19 protein-coding genes and 1 pseudogene are annotated in these 20,498 nt (G+C 44.1%); 3 read left to right on the top strand and 17 right to left on the bottom strand.

Annotated features, from left to right (window positions below):
* Positions 1-175 precede the first annotated feature (175 nt).
* From JNUCC31_RS29680 to JNUCC31_RS29640, 9 genes are all read right to left on the bottom strand, one after another.
* Positions 176-1,522, bottom strand: a complete 1,347-nt coding sequence (locus JNUCC31_RS29680) for a glycoside hydrolase family 30 protein (RefSeq protein ID WP_192266900.1) — start codon at positions 1,520-1,522, stop codon at positions 176-178.
* A gap of 22 nt (positions 1,523-1,544) precedes the next feature.
* Positions 1,545-3,188, bottom strand: coding sequence for a type 2 periplasmic-binding domain-containing protein (locus JNUCC31_RS29675; protein ID WP_192266899.1), 1,644 nt, complete (start codon positions 3,186-3,188; stop codon positions 1,545-1,547).
* Between the two features lie 30 nt (positions 3,189-3,218).
* Positions 3,219-4,106, bottom strand: a complete 888-nt coding sequence (locus JNUCC31_RS29670; protein ID WP_062318867.1) for a carbohydrate ABC transporter permease — start codon at positions 4,104-4,106, stop codon at positions 3,219-3,221.
* A gap of 14 nt (positions 4,107-4,120) precedes the next feature.
* Positions 4,121-5,032 (bottom strand): ABC transporter permease, encoded by a 912-nt coding sequence (locus JNUCC31_RS29665; protein WP_228469794.1) that lies wholly within the window; start codon positions 5,030-5,032, stop codon positions 4,121-4,123.
* 198 nt (positions 5,033-5,230) lie between these two features.
* Positions 5,231-6,253: a LacI family DNA-binding transcriptional regulator gene (locus JNUCC31_RS29660; protein ID WP_192266897.1), complete on the bottom strand. Its 1,023-nt coding sequence runs from the start codon at positions 6,251-6,253 to the stop codon at positions 5,231-5,233.
* A gap of 79 nt (positions 6,254-6,332) precedes the next feature.
* A complete protein-coding gene (locus JNUCC31_RS29655; RefSeq protein ID WP_323374350.1) occupies positions 6,333-6,638 on the bottom strand; it encodes a thioredoxin family protein in 306 nt (101 codons plus the stop codon).
* 248 nt (positions 6,639-6,886) lie between these two features.
* Positions 6,887-7,180, bottom strand: coding sequence for a DUF3817 domain-containing protein (locus JNUCC31_RS29650; RefSeq protein ID WP_192266896.1), 294 nt, complete (start codon positions 7,178-7,180; stop codon positions 6,887-6,889).
* Positions 7,181-7,354: 174 nt separating this feature from the next.
* The gene (locus JNUCC31_RS29645) at positions 7,355-8,563 is read right to left on the bottom strand and encodes a macrolide family glycosyltransferase (RefSeq protein WP_192266895.1); all 1,209 of its coding nucleotides are present in this window, start codon (positions 8,561-8,563) and stop codon (positions 7,355-7,357) included.
* A 79-nt stretch (positions 8,564-8,642) separates the two neighbouring features.
* Positions 8,643-9,611 carry a LacI family DNA-binding transcriptional regulator gene (locus tag JNUCC31_RS29640; protein ID WP_192266894.1) on the bottom strand — a complete coding sequence of 323 codons (969 nt, stop codon included), beginning with the start codon at positions 9,609-9,611 and terminating at the stop codon, positions 8,643-8,645.
* Positions 9,612-9,776: 165 nt separating this feature from the next.
* Between JNUCC31_RS29640 and JNUCC31_RS29635 the strand changes: the two genes are divergently transcribed.
* The gene (locus JNUCC31_RS29635) at positions 9,777-11,210 is read left to right on the top strand and encodes a glycoside hydrolase family 1 protein (RefSeq protein ID WP_192266893.1); all 1,434 of its coding nucleotides are present in this window, start codon (positions 9,777-9,779) and stop codon (positions 11,208-11,210) included.
* Between the two features lie 130 nt (positions 11,211-11,340).
* Here the strand turns inward: JNUCC31_RS29635 and JNUCC31_RS29630 are convergent, their stop codons facing one another.
* The 5 genes and pseudogenes from JNUCC31_RS29630 to JNUCC31_RS29610 all read right to left on the bottom strand — a co-directional run bounded on the left by JNUCC31_RS29630 (position 11,341) and on the right by JNUCC31_RS29610 (position 15,941).
* The gene (locus JNUCC31_RS29630; RefSeq protein ID WP_192266892.1) at positions 11,341-12,345 is read right to left on the bottom strand and encodes an ROK family protein; all 1,005 of its coding nucleotides are present in this window, start codon (positions 12,343-12,345) and stop codon (positions 11,341-11,343) included.
* 116 nt (positions 12,346-12,461) lie between these two features.
* A complete protein-coding gene (locus tag JNUCC31_RS29625; RefSeq protein ID WP_192266891.1) occupies positions 12,462-13,049 on the bottom strand; it encodes a sugar O-acetyltransferase in 588 nt (195 codons plus the stop codon).
* Between the two features lie 40 nt (positions 13,050-13,089).
* Positions 13,090-13,666 (bottom strand): annotated as a pseudogene (locus JNUCC31_RS29620) (sugar O-acetyltransferase).
* 234 nt (positions 13,667-13,900) lie between these two features.
* Positions 13,901-15,076: an MFS transporter gene (locus JNUCC31_RS29615; RefSeq protein ID WP_192266890.1), complete on the bottom strand. Its 1,176-nt coding sequence runs from the start codon at positions 15,074-15,076 to the stop codon at positions 13,901-13,903.
* Between the two features lie 106 nt (positions 15,077-15,182).
* A complete protein-coding gene (locus JNUCC31_RS29610; protein WP_192266889.1) occupies positions 15,183-15,941 on the bottom strand; it encodes a TrmB family transcriptional regulator in 759 nt (252 codons plus the stop codon).
* A gap of 209 nt (positions 15,942-16,150) precedes the next feature.
* On the opposite strand from JNUCC31_RS29610, the gene JNUCC31_RS29605 reads away from it, so the two are divergent.
* Entirely contained in the window at positions 16,151-16,279 is a 129-nt protein-coding gene (locus JNUCC31_RS29605) for a DUF4023 family protein (RefSeq protein WP_192266888.1), read from the top strand.
* Positions 16,280-16,509: 230 nt separating this feature from the next.
* Positions 16,510-16,773 carry a hypothetical protein gene (locus tag JNUCC31_RS29600; protein ID WP_192266887.1) on the top strand — a complete coding sequence of 88 codons (264 nt, stop codon included), beginning with the start codon at positions 16,510-16,512 and terminating at the stop codon, positions 16,771-16,773.
* A gap of 79 nt (positions 16,774-16,852) precedes the next feature.
* Here JNUCC31_RS29600 and JNUCC31_RS29595 read toward each other — a convergent pair whose 3' ends face one another.
* The 3 genes from JNUCC31_RS29595 to JNUCC31_RS29585 are packed head-to-tail and all read right to left on the bottom strand — an operon-like array spanning position 16,853 to position 20,332.
* Positions 16,853-18,466, bottom strand: a complete 1,614-nt coding sequence (locus JNUCC31_RS29595; protein WP_192266886.1) for a type 2 periplasmic-binding domain-containing protein — start codon at positions 18,464-18,466, stop codon at positions 16,853-16,855.
* Positions 18,467-18,504: 38 nt separating this feature from the next.
* Positions 18,505-19,425, bottom strand: a complete 921-nt coding sequence (locus JNUCC31_RS29590) for a carbohydrate ABC transporter permease (protein WP_228469306.1) — start codon at positions 19,423-19,425, stop codon at positions 18,505-18,507.
* A 16-nt stretch (positions 19,426-19,441) separates the two neighbouring features.
* Positions 19,442-20,332, bottom strand: a complete 891-nt coding sequence (locus tag JNUCC31_RS29585; RefSeq protein ID WP_416234469.1) for an ABC transporter permease — start codon at positions 20,330-20,332, stop codon at positions 19,442-19,444.
* Positions 20,333-20,498: the final 166 nt, after the last annotated feature.

Here is a 20,498-nt window from a genome sequence, read left to right as displayed (position 1 = left end):
TGATGAGAGCGGAGGCACACCGAATCTTGCGATTCAAAGAATATAAGCAGTTTGGACGTAATATCGAACGTAACATAACAAGGGGATGTCCCATAAGTCATGAATATGACGAGGGACATCCCCTTGCTGCCGTTATTTTGTTTTAATGAACCTGAAACACGCTATTTTCTCTTATTTATGAGTTGATCAAGATGGACAGGGCACCTTTGGATTCCAATTGCAAATGTAACAGCTCATCATTACGAAGGTTTACCTTCACATTTCCGGTTTGATCCCCATCATTGAAGAGAACTAACGCGGTGGAACCATCCGTGTTTCTGAAAGCTACAGAATATATGGATGCATCGCTGGAAGTCGATTCAATCCGAACTGCCTTTGGACGAATCAATGCACTGAAATGAGCCAGAGCATAATAGTCCAATGTATAGGTAAGCTCTTTCGTTTGCTGATTGACCTGTACAATACCACGACATGTGCTTTTTCCAAAGCCAGGGACGGTAGGACCGTTATTCTCATCAAGTGCCATATTCCAGAGTACAAAAGACTTGCTGTAATTCCGCAAAATCTGAATCCCGGTTCTGATCACGTTAGAGAAGGCTTGTTCGAATGGAGGAATCCATTCCCCTCCTGAACCTTCTGTGAAATGCACCTCTTTACCCGCAACCGCTTCATATACCTTCGTTTGAGCCGAGGCTTCTCCCCCATACCAATGCCAAGCGACTCCGTCTACTTCATCTCCCGCCTGTTCCAGCACGGTCAGTGGATAATCCGGTCGATCCCAGTTGTGATCATAACAGAGAATTTTCGCTTGGATATCGTTGCGGACCAGAGCTGGCTTCAGATGATTTTTGATAAAATCCGCTTGCGCTTCCGCCGGCATCAACATGCCTGGATAATGTCCTGGCTCGTAAAGTGCCTCATTTTGCGGAGTTACGGCATGGATCGGCAAACCGTTCGCTCCATAACCCTGGATATACTTCACAAAATATTCAGCATATGCGGAATACCACTCATTTTTCAGTTGTCCTGTAATCATCGACCCACTCGTTTTCATCCAACCCGGGGCACTCCATGGCGATGCGAACAATTTCAGTTCGGGGTTCAATTCCAAAGCCTTTTGAGTCAAGGGAATAATATCCACTTCATCGTGTGCAATACTGAACCCGGTTAATTCCGGGTCCGTTTGGTTTTCTGGCAGATCATTATAGCTGTACACCGTTCTAGCATAGTCTGAAGCCCCCATCGGATTGCGGATAACTGACAAGCCAATGCCTTCTATCGGATGGAACAGCCGGGTCATGACATCAGCTCTCTGCTCCTCACTTAGTATTTGGTTGATCAGATAGGCAGACGAGTCGGTAAAAGAAGCCCCAAATCCATCCATCTCCTGATAGGTTTGCCGATCATCGAGCTGAATGGTCGTTGTCTCCAGATCGGATGGCTGCGGTTTCAATTGATCCGGGGATACCGATACAAATAATTCATCTTCTCCCGTGGATTTGTACATTTTGAATGTTGTCATCTGATTTCCCTCCACATTTCTCTTATTGAATACCCAGTTTCTCTTTATTCTGTTTCATCTTTTCACTGCGAACCTTCACAATGTCATCCCAGCGGTTTTCCCCCAGAAAGGATTTGTAAACCGCAAGCGCATTGTCAAAAGAGGCATCATCCTTGGCACGTACCATGCTCACCAATGTTGAATTCCATTTGGTGTTGATCGCTGACAATGCACGGGCTTCAGGTGTTCCTTGATCTGGACTGATATTCTCCAGAATGAAATGTGGTTTCAGTTTGCCTTTGCCCCACTCTTGCATTTGTTTGATGGCTTCCGGGAAGGCATCTGCACTTAGTGCTTTGTGACGGTCATGACCGAAGAACATAAATTCACCCATACGGTAATCCTTTTTAAACTTATCTGCATTGTGCAGTTGCATATCTTTCACAGCCGGCAGCAACTCAACCGTACCGTCTGCTTTCGTTTGATAGGTCTCGCCTTCAATCCCGTAGTTCATCAGCGTCTGACCTTCTTCACTTAGCAGGTACGTAAAGATTTGCATGGCTTTCGCCGGGTCTTTGCAGTCTTTGGAAATAAAATTGATCATCCAGCCTGTAATACCGGATTGATTCAGCGTTGGTGCATTACCCTTGGTGCTCTGCGGCCCATCAATGGCTACATATTCTTTGCCTTCATTGGCGCTCAGATAAATTTGCAGGTTTCCTCCCTGTTGAGGTGTGCCATCCAGCAACATCGTTGCATATTTCCCGGATTTAACTTTTTCCTCAAATGCTGTACCGTCGTCAGCAAAACTGTCATCACTGATGTTTCCGTCTCTGTACACCGTGTTTAACGTTTTCAACCAAGTCAGGTAATCTTCATCCAGATTACGATCATAGAATTCTCCATTCTCGGTCTCCAGCGGTACGCCAATGAAATCTTGCAGCGTGTCTCCGAGTGAACCCGTTCCTTCACCAATGGCGTTAAACCCAAACGGAATCAATGTTGGGAACTTTTCCTTGATTTGTTTCATCACACTCTGGAATTGCTCCGGCGTTCCAATAACAGGACTTCCCAGGGCTTCATACACATCCTTGCGGATGATAAATGCCGTTTTGGCTGGAATGTTACCACTATCATAATCTTCTTGCGTATTGGAATAGTTCGGATAACCATACGTTTTGCCGTCAGCCAGCTGGAACCAGTTGAGCGTATCGGCCGCCGCTACTTTGTTGAAGTACGGATCATATTTCTCCGCAAGGTCATTTAACGGCATGGCCCAGGTTGCAGCTTTTTGCACGACAGGAGAGTTGGAGTCAAACACCGTCAGCAAGTCAGGCATATCTCCACCAGCGAAAAACGTATTCAACTTCGTATCATCACCTGTGATGAATTTGATGTTGATGTTAAGATCTTCTTTTATCTTTTTGGTGACAATGTCTTTGCCAAAATCCGTGTTCCACCAGTCCGCATTGACGTACCAGGTCAGATCGGTAGCTTCTTCCTTTTTATCCAGCTGCCAGGCTGGTTTTTCCGGATCAACCGTGTACCGGTCTTCAATGGAGACCCAATTGCCCTCACTTGAACCACCTGAACCCCCGCTGCAACCGGTGATCATAAGCACCGCTGTCAGCAGAGCCGCGCACAGCTTTACACCTTTTTTACCCGCTGCTGTATTCATCTTGAACATATTGTTTCCTCCTTATGGTTAGGTAAAAAATTACTCCTTGACCGCTCCCAGCATCATACCCGAGATAAAGTATCTTTGAAGGACGGGATAAATCAGTACGATCGGTAATGTGGTAATAACAATCGTGGCCAGTTGCACACCTTTGGTCGTGGTTTCAATGACAGCTGATCCACCAATATTTTGCATGGATTGCGTCTGGGACTGAACAATAATCTCATATAACATCATTTGCAGTGGATATAGGGACTGATCGGTAATGTACAACTTGGTTGTCATAAAGTCATTCCATTGCCCGACTCCATTGAACAGTGCGATGGTTGCCATCGCCGGCATGGACAGTGGGATAAAGATTTTCAGGAAAATATGCCAATCCCCAGCGCCATCAATTTTGGCCGACTCTTCCAGGGAATCCGGTACATTTCGGAAGAAATTCATCAGGATGACAACATCATAGAAGCTGAATAATGCCGGAATAATGTACACCCAGAAGCTGTTGAGCAAGCCGAGTGATTTGATCAACAAGTAGGTTGGGATCATTCCGCCCGAGAAGAACATCGTGATTACCCCCATGGCAACGTACAGTTTACGGCCACGTATGTACTTTTTGCTCAGACCGTAACCAACCATGGCACAGAAGAACACGTGCGTAACGACTCCGATTGTTGTTTTGGATACGGAGATGAAGAACGCCTGCCAGATGCTTGAATCGTTGAACACGGCTCTGTAATTCTCCAGCGAGAATTCCGGTGACCAGAAGATGAACCCGCCTTCCGCCAACGCTTTGCCTGAACTAAAGGAAGAAATGATGACATTCCAGAGCGGGACCACAATAATGACAGTACAGATAGTTAGCAAAATAATATTTAGGGTATCAAAGATCCGACTATCGAGATCTTCTTTAGCCACCTTTCCATTCACACGGGATGCCTCCTCTACAGCACAGATTGATTATCGTTTAATTTGCTTGTAATTTTATTTGCGGTGACCAGCAGAATAACAGATACGATCGAAACGCCCAGACCAACCGCGGTAGCATACGAAAAGTCACCCTGTGACATCCCCATACGATATACATACGAATTGATAACTTCAGCCTTGTCACGGTTTTGAGAGTTCATCAGAACCAAAGTCTGGTCCAGATTAGAACCCAATAAACCGCTTACAGTAAGAATCAGGTTAAGGCTAATGATCGACTTCATGTTAGGCAGCGTGATATTCCAGATTTGTCTGAGACGGCTGGCGCCATCAATTTTGGCTGCTTCATAATACGTGGGATCAATCTTTGACATGATCGCCAGATACAAAATCGTTCCCCAGCCTGCTTCTTTCCAGATATCCGATAAGGTCGCAATCCACCAGTACTTGCCTGCATCCAGCAGGATGTTCTGCGGCTGCGAGATGATTCCCAAACTAAGCAGCAGTTGGTTGAACAATCCGGTTGTCGAGAACCAGGTGATGAGCATTCCGCCAAGCACGATCCAGGAGAGAAAGTGAGGCAAATATGAAATCGTTTGCACAAATTTCTTGAATCGTCCGCTGTGTAACTCATAGATCATGATGGCCAGAATAATAGGGATAACGAACCCGATACCCAGTTTCAAAAAGCTGATCCCCAGCGTATTCACGACGGCATCCCAGAAGTATTTATCTGACATAATAATTCTGAAATTCTCCAGACCAACCCATGGTGCACTAGACAGCGTATCAATGACAGTGTAATTTTTGAATGCAATCGTCAATCCGTATATTGGAATGTAACAAAAAATAATCATAAAAATGATGCCGGGTATAATCATCGATTGAATTTCCCATTGTCTTCGATAATCGATGATGAACTCTTTCATTCTTTGTCCGATTGGCTTCCTTCCGCCCGTTCCTACAGACTTTTTACCGGTTGACGACGTCTCTACGGCTAATTTACTCACGTTCTTTTGCTCCCCTCCAACTTAAGCACCTTTTGATAAAAACGTTTTTATTTTCCGACAAAAAAACCCCCTATTTTCAAATCAATAATTTAAAAAAGACCGGAATGATTGAAACTGTTATGTTAAATAATCACTCCGGTCCATCTTCACATGACTTGAACCCCGTATGATAAGTTCACCCGCCAGTTTTTGTGACACCCCATGTTCCTTCTTCTTGATCATGCGAACCAAGTGATTGACCGCCAGGATACCCTGCCTTGCAATCTGGTTTCTTACGGTACTTAAAGGTGGGGAAAAATATTGGGCAATATCAATATCATCGAAACCTACTACACTTACATCCTGAGGAACCTCAAAGCCATGAGACTTCAGGGCATGGATGCAGCCGATTGCGCTCACATCATTTCCTGCAAGAAAAGCATCGGGCAGCTTGGCAGGATGCAGATGAAGAAAAGATTTTACTGCACTGTAGGTGCCCTCTTCCTCAAAATATCCCTGTATGATGTAATCATCATCCAGTGGAAGCTGATACTCACGCAAAGCAGCCAGATAACCATCTCTACGCTGATTACTGTCAAACATGGTGTCCACGCCAGATATGTAGGCAATTTTCTTATGCCCCAGTCCAATCAAATACTTGGTCGCTTCGTAACCCGCCACATAGGAGTCAAAAATGACGCTTCCCATCGTGTCACTCTGATAGACCCGATCCAGAAATACAGCCTTGATCTTGTCTTTCTCCATAGCGATAATATCCTGTTCATCAATCCGCAGTTCTTCGTAGATGATGACGCCATCCACACGCCGTCCCAGAATATTGCTCATAATGACCTGTTTATCCTTGGTGACAAACACATTCAGTCCATAACCCAGACGGTCGCATTCCCGAGACATGGATTCAACCAGTTTATAGAAATATGGACCCGAAACACTTGTGGTGAAAAAGCCCAGCATCTTGGTTTGCCCGGATTTCAACAGCTTGCCGTTCAGGTTGGGAACGTAGTTCAAACGCTCTGCTACCTTCAGTACATGCGATTTGGTCTCCGGGTTTAAGACATCCACGCCGTTCAAGGCGTTGGAAACCGTAGAAATGGATACACCGGCCTCCCTTGCAACATCTTTAATCGTAATCTTTCCCATAATTTGTTGTTCCTTTGCTATAAAAACGTTTTTATATATTTTAAATTAGCATAAAACCGTTTTCAACACAACACTTTAATTATTTTTCCATGTACAGATTGCAAATCTGTTGCAGCTGCTCCTCTAAACGTTCTAAGCGAACAAAGCGATCCTCCCGAATATACTCTTTCTGATCTACGAGCAAGAGCATGGTTGGAACTGTGAAAATGAGAAATCTGGACGCAACCTCTTCCACAACGTTAGCGTCAATGTGAACGAGATGGATCATCGGGTATGACTCAAGTAATCCCTGGATTTTAGGAAGCAGGGCGTGACATACACTGCACTCTGACCGGGATACATATAGTAAAACCAATTCATGTTGTTGAATAAACTTTTCTACCATTTCTATAGACGTTATTTCATGAAGCTCTTTGATAGGAATCACCTCTTTCGGACAATCGCGCTTTCGCAAAATATAGTCTATCATAAATGTCTGTCCGCTCAAACTCACACTCTACGTTAACATTCTCTTTTCAAAAGTAGCCTCCACTTCCAGCATAAAAATTCACAAAAAAACTAGCAGGCGACCAGCTCGGATAACATCCCGAATTAGTCGCCTGCTGTCATTGTCATCATTCTTTTCAACAATGGTTACTTCCAGTCTCTTTTTCGGAGATAGGCTTCGAATACAAATGTTCCAAAAGGCAGTAAGCCTGCTATCAAGCCCATAATCCAGCGTGAAACCTTCCATTTCTTGACCACAGCCAAATGCACAAGCGCGATCAAATATAACGGAAAAAGAATACCGTGAATCATACCCATGATCGTTACTGGAGAAGACATATCGGCAAAATATTTTAGCGGCATGGCTATAAAAATCAACAGCAGCAATGATACACCTTCCCATATGCCTGCAATTCTGAATCGACCTGTCACTGTCTTCATCCTGTTCAATCTCACCTTTCCAGCGGTTAGTTTGTGAAATATGTAACTTGTTACAAGGCGCTTCAAATTGAAGCCACATATCCCCTGCTGATGCAGCTTCTTGAAACGTCTTGTCCAGTATACCGCATGGTTCTGGTCCAGAAATGCTTCAATTTTGAATAATTAATGACTGAACTATTCGTGTATGAGATGTTGAGTCTTAAATTCGAAAATCGCATCAACAGCATAATGATATCCGCCTGATTTTCGAAAGGTTTCCCTTAAATTTGCAGCAGCTTTCTCAAAAGAAGGAACGCTCAACACATGATCCACAGCTTCACGTATCTGACTGGCAGTCAAGGTTTGCATTTGTAACTGGATACCTGTTCCCGTATTGACAACCTGCTCAGCAATTATCGGCTGGTCCGCGCTTTGTGGAATCACAATAAGGGGAACCCCGAAATACAGACCTTCATTGGTACTGTTCATCCCACCATGGGTGATAAATAATTGGGCTGACTCCAATACCTCCATTTGCGGAACATAACTTTTAACGATGAAATTGTCAGGGATTTCTTCCAAATCAGTCATTTGTGTTCTAGTCCCTATTGACATGACAATCGTATGATCGGTATTCCCCAATGCCTTAATACAAAGTTTATAGAAATCAATGGCGTGGTTAAAAATGGTTCCCAATGAAATATATATGAGACTTTTTCCTTTAACGGCTGTCATGTCGAATTGTTCATGCGATACTCGTGAAAAAATGGACGGGCCTACAAATTGATACGAAGGGTCGAAGGCTTCTCCATTAGGCTGGAATTCCCTTGTAGTATATACGATGGTAAGCGGCGCGGGATTACAAAACACCTCGTAGGGCGAAGCAATTTCCACATCATATTTTTCCTGTAGCCTGATCGTCAGGCTATGGAATGTATCGTTTATAGGTTGGACGATTTCGGCAGGAACATTTAAGAAAAAGTGTTGCATCAAATGATTGAATGATTCTTCAGTCTGCGCAAAAGAAGTGCATGAATTAATTGCAGGCAGCTTCAGTATTTGCGAAAGCAAACGTCCGCAACCGAACATGGAGTCATGGATGATGTAATCAAAATGTTCACCTTTGATCAGTTCAAGGACGCTTGGAATGACGATATCTGCTGTAAGCAAAAGACCGTTGACTCGTTCAAGCAAATAATCTCTGCCACCTGAGACAAAGGCTTTAATGAGTTTTTGACCGTCAAAGGTTCGGACTACAGCTCCCGTCTTCTCCATACGTTCCCGATAAGCTTCTATCGTGAAGTACACAACCTCTTCCCCGCGTGAAATAAGCTCTTGTACCACACCAATCGTTGGATTGACATGTCCCTCTGATCCACCGTTAATAAATAAAACACGTGCCATAACGATCCCTCCTTTGCTATGCTGCGTTCTCTAAATGGTATAAGAATTCGTAAGAAATGACCTGCATTGCCTATAGAATTTAGGTAGTTGCACGTTCTATCAGTTGAAATTCCAGTTGCTGAGGCTGTAACTCCTGCTTGCCAAGAACGGCCCATAATTGATGAAAGGCTTGAGTAGCCTGTTCTGCAATTGGATTATGTATGGTCGTTATTCCAAGCACACGGGACAGTTCAATATCATCAAAACCAACAATAGCAAGTTGTTCGGGAACTTGTATATTCTGTTTGCGTGCTTCGGACCAGATTCCGATTGCTGCATAATCATTGGAACATAACACCGCTTGAGGAGGTTCTGACCTACTTGCCATTCTTCGCATGGCTTCTTCTCCATCAGATGAGCTGAATACCGAATACTGATAGGCTTCACGCAATATAGGCAGGCCCTTATCAGCCATAAATGATTCATAGGCTTCCCGCCGACTTTGGGTATTCAGACTTTCTGCTCTGCCAAAGACATTGGCAATACGGGTATAGCCTTTGGACACCAGATGTTCAAGAGCCAGCCTGTAGCCTTGCGCCTGGTCCATAGCCACTGACGGAATTTCATCATCTCCCATCCGCTGCCAAGATACAATCGGACCATACTCGCAGTAGGCTTTCAGCTTGTCTGGATGATTGACACAGGTCATAATCACCAGTCCATCCACCCGTTTACTCCGCAGATCCTCGAACGCCTGCAATTCAATCTCTTTATCTCCACGCGAAGTATAGATCAGGGTCTGAAATCCATAATCCATCGCTGTATCAATGAATTGATTCATAAACGTAAGAATAATCTCGTTGGTTGCGGATGTGACAATCCCAATTTGCTTGGTCTGTCCGGTGGATAACGAAACGGCATTTCGATTTGGTATATAGTTTAGCTGTTCCATGATTTGCGTTATTTTCTGCCGGGCCTCGTCGCTCACATGCGGTGAATGATTAATCACTCTGGATACCGTGGCCTTCGAGTAACCGGACTGTTTCATAATTTCATCGAACTTGGACACATGAAGTCTCCTTTCTTGCTGACTATCTATGGTGAATTACAGTTTGCCTCAAAACAAATAAAAAGTAAAACTTGACGTGTAACCCGTTCCAACGTTTAAGCTTTTTTATGCAGTGCTGCTGTATGTAATATCCACAACGAATTCATTACGATTGGAGCGATACACATGACTCATTCTCAACATCCATCATTTCATTTCCCCGAAAACTTTCTGTGGGGTGGTGCCATTGCCGCCAACCAGGCTGAAGGTGCATATAATCTAGGTGGCAAAGGTTTGTCCACTCAGGATGTGGCTCCCAAAGGTATCATGGGTCCCATTACTGAAGAACCGACTGAAGATAATATGAAACTGATCGGGATTGACCTCTATCACCGTTATAAAGAAGACGTGAAGCTGTTCGCCGAGATGGGATTCAAGGTATTCCGCACTTCCATCGCTTGGTCTCGTATCTTCCCTAAAGGTGATGAGCTGGAACCTAATGAAGAAGGACTTCAATTCTATGATGATCTCTTTGACGAGTGTCTTAAATACGGGATCGAACCACTGGTGACACTTTCACATTACGAGACACCTCTCCATCTCTCCAAGGAATATGATGGCTGGGTCAACCGGAAGATGATCGGTTTCTATGAGCGTTATGTGACTACCGTATTCGAACGTTATCAAAATAAAGTGAAATACTGGCTCACATTCAATGAAATCAACTCGATTTTGGAAGCACCGTTCATGAGCGGTGGTATTTATACACCGAAAGAGAAGCTCAGCAAGCAGGATCTTTATCAGGCAATTCACCATGAGTTTGTAGCCAGTGCTTCTGCTGTGAAGCTCTGTCATGAGATCATTCCAGGTGCGCAGATTGGTTGTATGATGCTCAGTATGCCGACCTATCCGCTAACACCGAATCCGGATGACATGATTAAAGTGATGGAATTCGAACATAGCAATTATTTCTTCGGAGATGTGCATGTGAGAGGCCGCTATCCTGGATACATGAAACGTTATTTCCGGGAAAATGGAATTCAGATTCAAATGGAAGACGGAGACGAAGACACGCTGCTCCATACTGTGGACTTCATTTCTTTCAGTTATTATATGAGCATCTGCCAAACGGCTGATCCGGATAAACAAGTTGCAGGTGAAGGTAATTTGCTTGGCGGTATACCTAACCCTTACTTGCCTGCAAGTGAATGGGGATGGCAGATTGATCCGCAAGGTCTGCGCTATGTGCTGAATATGTTCTATGACCGTTATCAGAAACCACTCTTTATTGTGGAAAATGGACTGGGCGCTGTGGACGAGCTTATTACCGGACCTGATGGTGAGATGACAGTTGAAGACGACTATCGCATCCAGTATCTGAATGATCACCTCGTTCAGGTCGCGGAAGCCATTGAAGACGGCGTTGAAGTTATGGGATATACATCTTGGGGATGTATTGATGTGGTCAGTGCTTCGTCAGCACAATTGAAAAAGCGTTATGGCTACATCTATGTTGATCGCCATGACGATGGTTCAGGAACACTCGAACGGTATCGCAAAAAGTCGTTCCATTGGTACAAAGATATCATTGGCAGTAATGGCAAAAGCCTGAAACGCTAAGAGATACACCTGCCTGCAGCAGTTACACGCCTGCTTTCCCCCAGCAGAAAACAAGGACATGCATTAGTATACGATGTGATGATATATTGTTTGCTTCTGGGGGATTTTATTAAAATGGTGAGTCCCGATTTCAGTTGAATTTGACCAAGGCCGGTTCCAACGCTTTCAACGTTAACCATCGCATCCCTGCTTCAAAGTCTTCCCGGAAAGAATCGATCAGAATGACGTCAGGATAAGAGGGCATTGACAGCTCCTCTTGATACATTTGCCACGTTTGAAGAACCATTTCTTTATCAATCATATTTTGGTAAATGACAACTTTATCTGGTGCAAGAATCGCATTTACCGTTTGAATCATTTTGCATACCGTTTCAATAAAGAGTTCCTTTTCCACTAAGCTATACCAATCAACCCCCATAGGAAGATATTTCACTTCCCCCGCCATGCCAAGTTTTCCTTTGATCACTTTACCGTTCAGATAAATGCCCATGCCTGGAGGATATTGGGTTGGAAAATAAATTCCGATGACACATTGATCCTCGTCCAACTCTTGCTTTGCGCAGTATCCGCTAATTGCAGCGTTCACATCATTTTCCACCAGAACTGGTAATCCGAACTGTGCTTCAAGATCTTCAATCATGCGGATACCTTCTAACTGCCGGTGACTGCTCACCGTAATTTCTCCATTCACGGTCTGTCCCGGAATACCGATACCGATGACTTTAATGGAAGCATGCTGAGACAGTACGTTCCCAATGATTTCATAGAAGTGTCTCTGATCAAAGGCGGGCATTGTATATTCTTCTCTGAATACCATGTTATCCTCTAGATTAATGACGGTGGCTGTAATCAGATCCTGCCCCTGCTTTTCGTTGATATACATGACCAAAGCTAAGCTAAAATCGTAATTATATCGGTAGGTTAATGCAGGTCTTCCCCCGTTGGAAGGTACTGTCTCGTCCTCAAACAGTTCACCCAGTTCACACAACTCTTTTACTAGTGAATTGACGGTTACTACACTGAGCTTGGTCAAGGAGGCCAGTTGTGGCTTGGTTGCTGTTTCCACCCGTTTCATGACCTGGCGTACATGGTTTATATTAATTTCTTTCATCAAATACGCGTTCGCTATTTTCATAAGCACCCCTACTCCATAGTTTCTTCTCCAATGTAGTAACTATACAATATCTCCAGAGGTATTAAAAACACCCGATGAAAAACATCGGGCATTCTGAAGGTTCGTATACACTTGTGTTAGCTTCTTCTATACTTCGTTTTGTCTGCTTCCGTTATTTTGCGAATAACTCTGCATGGATTACCCGCAGCAATTACATCCGAAGGAATGTCTCTGGTAACTACACTTCCTGCCCCGATGATTGTGTTATCTCCAATGGTCACACCCGCAAGCACAGTCACGCCGCCACCGATCCATACATTATTGCCCACTGTGATTGGACCTACAATTTCAAGACCTTCGTTACGTTGTTCCACATCATAAGGATGACCAGCAGTATAGAATCCACAATTTGGTGCAACAAAAACGTTGTCACCAAACTGGATTTTAGCTCCATCCAGCATAACTATATTATGATTGCTATAGAAGTTCTCACCAATTTCGATATTATAGCCGTAGTCACATACAAATGGCTGCTCGATCAGGAATTGATCCGTTGTTTTTCCAAGCAGCTTTTTGAGCAGCGCCTCTCTCTCAGAGATCTTGCCTGGATGTAGCTGATTATACTCGTAACAAAGCCCTTTTGCGTACAACCGCTCATCAATTAATTCTTTGTCGTAATTTGCATTATACAGCAGTCCCAGTTGTGATTTCTCTTTTTCTGTCATGAATCCTGTGCCTCCAACTCTTCTGTCCAAAATTAATGGTTCAAAGCTCTATCTCTTTAATGATTCTAGCAGGATTTCCTCCAACAATCATGTTATCCCGGACATCTTTTGTGACTAAGGCACCGGAAGCAATAACGACATTATTGCCAATGGTGACCCCTGGATTGATTACTGCCCTGCCCCCGATCCATACATTATTCCCGATGGTTACTGGCTTTCCATACTCTGCACCTGTGATCCGTTCGTAAGGATTCAAGGGATGCGTAGCGGTATATATGTGAACGTCAGGTCCCATTAAACAGTTATCCCCAATGCGTACTTCACATACGTCAAGTTACGTCAAGTATTGTACAGTTAAAATTGGTATAGAAGTGCTCCCCAACATGAATGTTGTATCCATAATCAAAATGAATATTCGGTTCCATGCTCAGGTGTTCACCCGTTGAACCTAACAGCTCTTTCAATACCTTTGTACGGAGCTCGCCATCTGTTTCTGTAGTCTGATTGTACATGCGTGTCATTCTTCTTGCATATTCCCTGTCTTGAGACAATTGGGGATCGGAAGCCAAGTACAGTTCACCATCGATCATTTTTTGTTTTTCCGATTTTGTTGTGATATTGCTCATGATTGTTTCCCCTTTACGTCTATATTAATATTTGAACTGATAAATTAAGATACTTTATAAAGTTATAATAATTATATGGGATAACCTAAATAAATCAAGTTCCTATGCAAATTGAATATAGAGATATTATGCCTAATGTTATTCAAAAAAACCTCTGCGATCCAATAATTATTGGACCGCAGAGGTTTTTTGAAGCTATATAGACCAATTTGGAAAAGATAAATTTTATACTAACGATTTTTCGGCGGCATGAACAGTTTGCTCTTTGCGACTAATTGCATAAACGGCTGACACCAGACCCATCAGGATCAGAACGGATCCGACCCATCCTGTATACATAATGGATGAATGATCGATAACTACTCCGCCAATATAGGTTCCCAGAGCAATGCCAGCATGTGCAATCCCAGAATTGGTGCTAATTAACGTTTCAGCGGTTGACGGTGAGGTTTTGATAATCAGACTATTCTGTACAGGGGTCACCGTCCAGCTTAGCGCACTCCAGATACTTAGCAGAATCAAGAATGGAATCAAAGGCAAGCCGGTACTAAATGGAATAACTGCCATGCTCACGATAAAAGGGATTAGCACAATGACAATGGCTTTGGCCGGATGCAAGCGATCTGATAATATGCCACCAATGCCGCCCCCTGCCACTGCAGCGATACCAAACATCATATAAATAAAGGTGACCATCGTTGAGCTGGCTCCCAGCGCTTCCTGGAGAAATGGTGTGAAATACGCATATAACGTCAAATGCCCTGCGAGCACAAGCAATGTTGTAACATGAATTGCCAGCATTTTCGGATTCCACAGAGCAGCAAGCTGTTTCTTCAAAGGTACTGCCGGAATCGGCTGCACTCTATCCATGGCAATGCCAATAGCAATCATGACCACTGCAGTCAAAATCGCGATCAACATAAACACTTCACGCCATCCCGCGAGGTTACCAACGAAGATTCCAATCGGTACACCCAAAATCAGAGAAGCACTTCCTCCCATCGTGATTATCCCCACGGCACGGCCTTTATACTGAGGTTCCACAATACGGGCTGCGAGCGTCAGTGACAAAACAAAAATCAATGAGCCCGTTGCGGCCCCCAGTGCTCTGCCTGCCATAAGCATATAGAAATTGGCGCTGAATGCAGAGATAAGATTGCTGATCAGAAAAACGAATAAAGTGCACATATATACTTTTTTACGTTCGAATCCGGCCGTCATGTTTAACAAAATTGGCGCAGATAACGCATAGACAAGCGAGAAGATGGAGATTAGATAACCGGCTTTTGCCAAAGTCAGATGAAGATCTGACGCAATCAAGTCCAGAATGCCGCCTAAAATAAGTTCGACGGTACCAACCACAAATGCGGCGATTGCCAGGACATATACTTTTTTATTCATTTTTGAATCCTCCTCGAAAGTTACAACTACGATAGTAACTTAATCAAGAGAAGATTTCAATACAAAAAAGCTATTCTCAGAAAGAATAGCTTTGGAATCATCATAATTAATAAATTAATCGTGCCAGCAGACGTGCAATTTCTTCATCCTGAAGCAGCTGGTCACCGTATTTTTTGGTAATTTGAGTAAGAGCGACGTCATGATAGAAATAATCCGTCATTGCTTTAACAATCGGTTTGGACGTTGTCTTGATGGCCTTCCAGGAATCATGTTCGATTCCTGCAAACAAAAGATAACCATGGTCAACAATGATTAGCTGCGAGGGCTCAAGATTACTGTCCTCAAGCATCGGGATTAACGAATACTTATGGGCTAGAGATGTCTGCAATCCCCCTACAGCCAGAACCTCCACATGTACACCTTCAGCCTCTTTTTGCTCCAGAAGCTCCCGGTACTTCTCCATTTGCTCGTTCCACGCCAGAAAAAGGATAGATGAATCCGCTTCTTCAATAAGCTGTTCGATATTCGATGCAATGGATGAAGCATCCTTCAATGTCCAGATATGTTCATCTGTGAATGTACGTTTGATTTTGTATGTCTTTAATTCCTCAATATCCTTCTCAAAGTCGGCCCTTATTTTGAGGATAATGGACTGAAGATCAACCGCCATGTACAATTTTTTCTTCCCATGCATCGTTGTTAGGACCGTTCCCTTATCAAAAAGTCGATTAAGCACTTCATATATCTTGGCCTTGGGTACATTGGAGTAATTCACAATGGATGTGGCATCGAGCGGTGCATCCTGCGCAAATATTGCCTCATACACCTGACTTTCATATTGTGTAAAACCGAATTTCTGCAACATGGTTCGATTCGGGCTCCTTCTTGTTTTGTATCGTTCTATATAGTTTAGACGCCTGAACTTCCCATGTCCAGTTTATCCCACCGACGCTTTCTCTTAGCCATATACTGATTTTACGGTCAGAGTTAAGCATCCAAATATAATGGCCTGCCAATGGTTATATTAAGATTCAGGTTACACATTCAGATTTTTTGAAGGAGGTGTGTTTAAACATGGAGAGCACCCATGATTTTGTAAAAAAAGTGAATGAGAATGCCGAAAAAGCACGTCATAACAAAAATAATGGTAAAGGTACACCCACGGACAAACTGCCATCAAAGCAGCATAGCACCAATAAGTAAGAGCAGAATCAATTGCAGAATTCATTAGAGGAATATTGGGCATTTTATCTTCAAGTACATGAAAAGGATCTCTGGTGGGAGATCCTTTTTTTAAGCTCTGCCTGATAACTGAAACCGTTTCTCACGTAACATAAAAACCCCATTTCTCAAACATCGCGTCTTTTGTCTAGCACCCTCATCATCTTCTTTTCATTTACTATAAAGAATCTAATAGAAAAGAGATGATGAGGATGGCTAGTGTAAAAGCTGTTCCACAACCCGATTTGGTACTGATCTATTGGTCCAGAAATCCGCTTGTTCCCGGCTCTGCTCGCAGAATTAAAAGTGTGCGTGTGATCGGAAACACATCCCCTTGTACCTTCACACTGGTGCCTGGTGCATTGCTGATCAATGCCTTAAACTGCTTGCTGGACCATGATATCGGCTTCAAAGTGGTATATCGTAAAAACACATCGAGTATCAGTGGCGTATTATTGTTGAAACGCAGATCTTAAACCAACAAACAGGTGCCTTCCTTTAAACACGGAAGCACACCTGTTTGTTATTCAACGAAATGATGGGCTGAGCTCCAGCCTATTTGACGTTCATATAACGCTCGAAGGCATCATTACGGATGGTCAGTAACTGTTCAAGTCCCATGTCATTCAGCTTTTTGATATAAGCATCCCAGCCCTCTTCGATACCGCCTTTGGTTACCCACTGGGCTCGCATCGTTGCCACATAGCCATCAATATCCGTTGTAAGTGTTGGCAGCTCCTGAAACTCATCTGCATTGTACATGACTTTTGGATAAGGCGTCGTTACATCAGCACTGCCCAACTGATCAATTTGCAGTTTGAGGCCGTCACCAGCTTTTGGATTGAGCTTAATTTTCTCTTCAAAGGAAGGGCTTACATATTTGGGACCAAAATCGCGCAGGGACTGATCCCAGTACCAGGCATCGGCGCTGGTACCCGCCGGCGGGTCCATGAGCGTGTATGTGCCATCATCATTTTTCGCTATTACAGTTCCGATCGCACCCCAGAAATTCTGAATGCTGGCTTCACTGGTATAGAACTGATCTGCCCAGCGTGCCGCCACTTCTGGAACAGTACATGAACTTGTAATGAGCAGTTCATTACGGGCCAGATTCATGCCGCCAGGGTCCCCTGGCTGATAACGTTTGCCATCAGGTCCGGCAATAGGCGCAATCGCTTCGTATTGGTCGCTCCATTTGCCAAACACCGCATCGGGTGTCCACTGATTGCTGAAGCCAACAATGGGAATGTCTGCATTTTGCCATTTGGCAGAGGTCATGGTGTTGTCTTGTGTGAACAGTTCCTGATCGATCAGGCCTTCTGAATACAACTTGTGTGTGTAGATAAGCGCTTCTTTATAAGCATCGGTTGACGGAAAGAATACCGGTTTGCCATCTTGAACAATCATACTGCTGGCATTAATATCGGTGATCCCGAAGGGATTCAGAAAGTCCACATTCAAACCCGTTTCCGTGTAAGGAATTTCGTCCGGTTTACCGTTTCCGTTCGGATCTTTCTCCTTAAACGCTTTCAACACCTGATACAGTTCCTCTGTCGTCGTAGGTGCCTTCAATCCCAGCTTATCGAGCCATGCCTTGTTGATTACAGGCTGATTCCGGCTCTTCGGACGGGCAGGTAATCGGGTTGGCATCGAGTAGATTTTGCCGTCAGGAAATGTACTGATTTTCTTCATGTCCGGCGTCTCTTCCATCGCCGCCTTTAAGTTAGGCATATATGCATCAATATATTCATCCAAAGGACGGAAATAACTCAGGTTATTGACAATGTCCGAATCACTGAACACCTGATCCCCCAGAATAATATCAGGCAGCGTACCACTGGCAAGCATAATGGATTTCTGTTCACCCCAGTCATTGGAGGACATGACTTGCCACTCAATCTTCACATTGGAATCTTTCTCCAAATCCTTAAGCCATTGGTTCTGGGTAAAAGTATCACCCATGTTGCCCCAGCGAACCGTCAGTACTTTGAGTGTTACCGGATTATTGACAATAGGTAGACCTTCTTGATTAAAATCGCTTGATATCGGAGTCTCAGCACTCTCACCGCTATTTCCACTACTACATCCAACCACGCTTACCAGCATAGCTGAGACGAGCAGCAAGCTATTCATTTTGGTGAAAAACTTCTTGCCTATCTTTTTTCCCATTTGGGAACCCCCTTGATTCGTAATAAATTTCAACTGCCTTATTCTTTCACAGCGCCGATCATCACCCCCTGATTGAAATACTTTTGGATAAACGGATAAACACACATGATCGGAATCGTCGCGATAATAATAACGGAATACCTCATCAGATTCGCGAGACGCAAGGCGACTTGTGCTGCTTCCCCGGTTCCCATCCCGGATTGCATCTGATTCGTAATGAGAATGTTACGCAGGATCAATTGAAGCGGATACAGATTAGGGTCTTTCAGATAGATCAGAGCATTAAAATAGGAGTTCCAATACCCTACAGCAATCCATAATCCCAGAACTGCGATGATCGCTTTGGACAGCGGCAATACAATTAACACGAAATACCGCAGATTACCGCAGCCATCGATCTGGGCAGCTTCCCATAGATCCCCCGGAATACTGGTCTGGAAGAACGTCCGGGCAACGATCATATCGAAGACCACCACGGAGAACGGAAGCACCATCACCAGAAACGTGTTGTAGAGATGGAAGTCACGAATGGTCAGGAAGGTGGGAATCAATCCGCCACTAAAGAACATCGTAAAGATAAAGAACAGCGAGAAAAATTTTCGTCCGACCAGATCTTTTCTCGATAATGCATAAGCCGCCGAAATATTTACGACAAGTCCGAAGAGCGTTCCTACCACCGTGTATAAAATGGTATTTCGATATCCGATCCAGATATTCTCGTGTCGCAGCAGTTCCTTATACCCTTCCAGCGTAAAACCTTTGGGGAAGACCCACACCTGTCCGTTAGCCACGGCGGAAGGATCACTGAATGAGGCGATGACAATAAAATAGATCGGGTAAATGATCGCAATCAGGAAAAGAATAGCAAAGGCATAAAACACGGCTTCTGCAACCGTAATGCGTGATCGGCGTTTGACACGGGGAGTTCTGGTCATTGCTGCCGGCTCCATAACGCTCATTTTGTTTGTCTCCCCTCTACCATAAACTGTTCTCACTGTATTTCTTGGACAACTGATTGACCAGAATAAGCAAAATGAAATTAATGACCGTATTAAACAGGTTGATCGCCGAGGAGAAGCTGTATTGACTGCTCAGTAAACCGATTTTGTATACATACGTAGACAGAATCTCACTTGAGAGGATATTCAAGTCGTTCTGCATGAGATAGACCTTCTCAAATCCTACGCCAAGTAATCCGCCCATTCGCAGGATAAGCAGGGTGATGGCCGTAGGCAGCAGCATTGGAATATCAATATAACGAACTTTGTGCCATCGGCTTGCCCCATCAACGGTTGCCGCTTCATAGAGGCTTGGATCTACAGCAGACAACGCGGCAATATAGATAATGCTGTCCCAACCGACATGCTGCCACACGTCAGACCACACATACACACTGCTGAACAGAGCTGATGAACCCATTAAGTCCGGTGCTTGTGCTCCAAACAACTGATACAGATTGCCAACGAGCCCTGTACTGGGCGAGAACAGGATCAGCATCAATCCGACCATAACTACCGTTGAAATAAAGTGAGGCATATAGGAGACGGTCTGGAAAAATCGCTTAAACCTTCCCGCTCTCATCTGGTTCACTAGGAGTGCAAGCATGATCGGGATCGGAAACGTAGCCAAGCTATACAGGCTGATCACAAGTGTATTGCGAATCGTATTGGTGAATTGATAGGAATGAAAGAACTTCTCAAAGTACTTGAATCCCGCCCATGGGCTGCCACCGATTCCTGATGCCGGGCTATAATCCTTAAATGCGATGATCACACCATACATCGGCTTATAGGCAAATAAAAGTGTTAATAGAACTGCCGGAAAAAGCAAAACGTAAAGCCCCCAATTTCGCCTGATTCTCTCCATTGTTTTTCCGATATAAAGTGGGTTGGTCCTCATGGTTCTTTCTTCCCTCCTGTAAGTATACTGATGCTGCTTTCCCGCTTGGACCCGTGATCCCTGGAATAGCTTCAGTATAAACCCCTTTTCATTCTCTTTATCGGACCCCTAGGAACGGTATTCGGACTTCTGC

Source organism: Paenibacillus sp. JNUCC-31, from assembly GCF_014844075.1.
Lineage (GTDB): Bacteria > Bacillota > Bacilli > Paenibacillales > Paenibacillaceae > Paenibacillus.
Note: the sequence above shows the minus strand (reverse complement) of the source record. Positions and strands in the feature narration are given on the sequence as shown.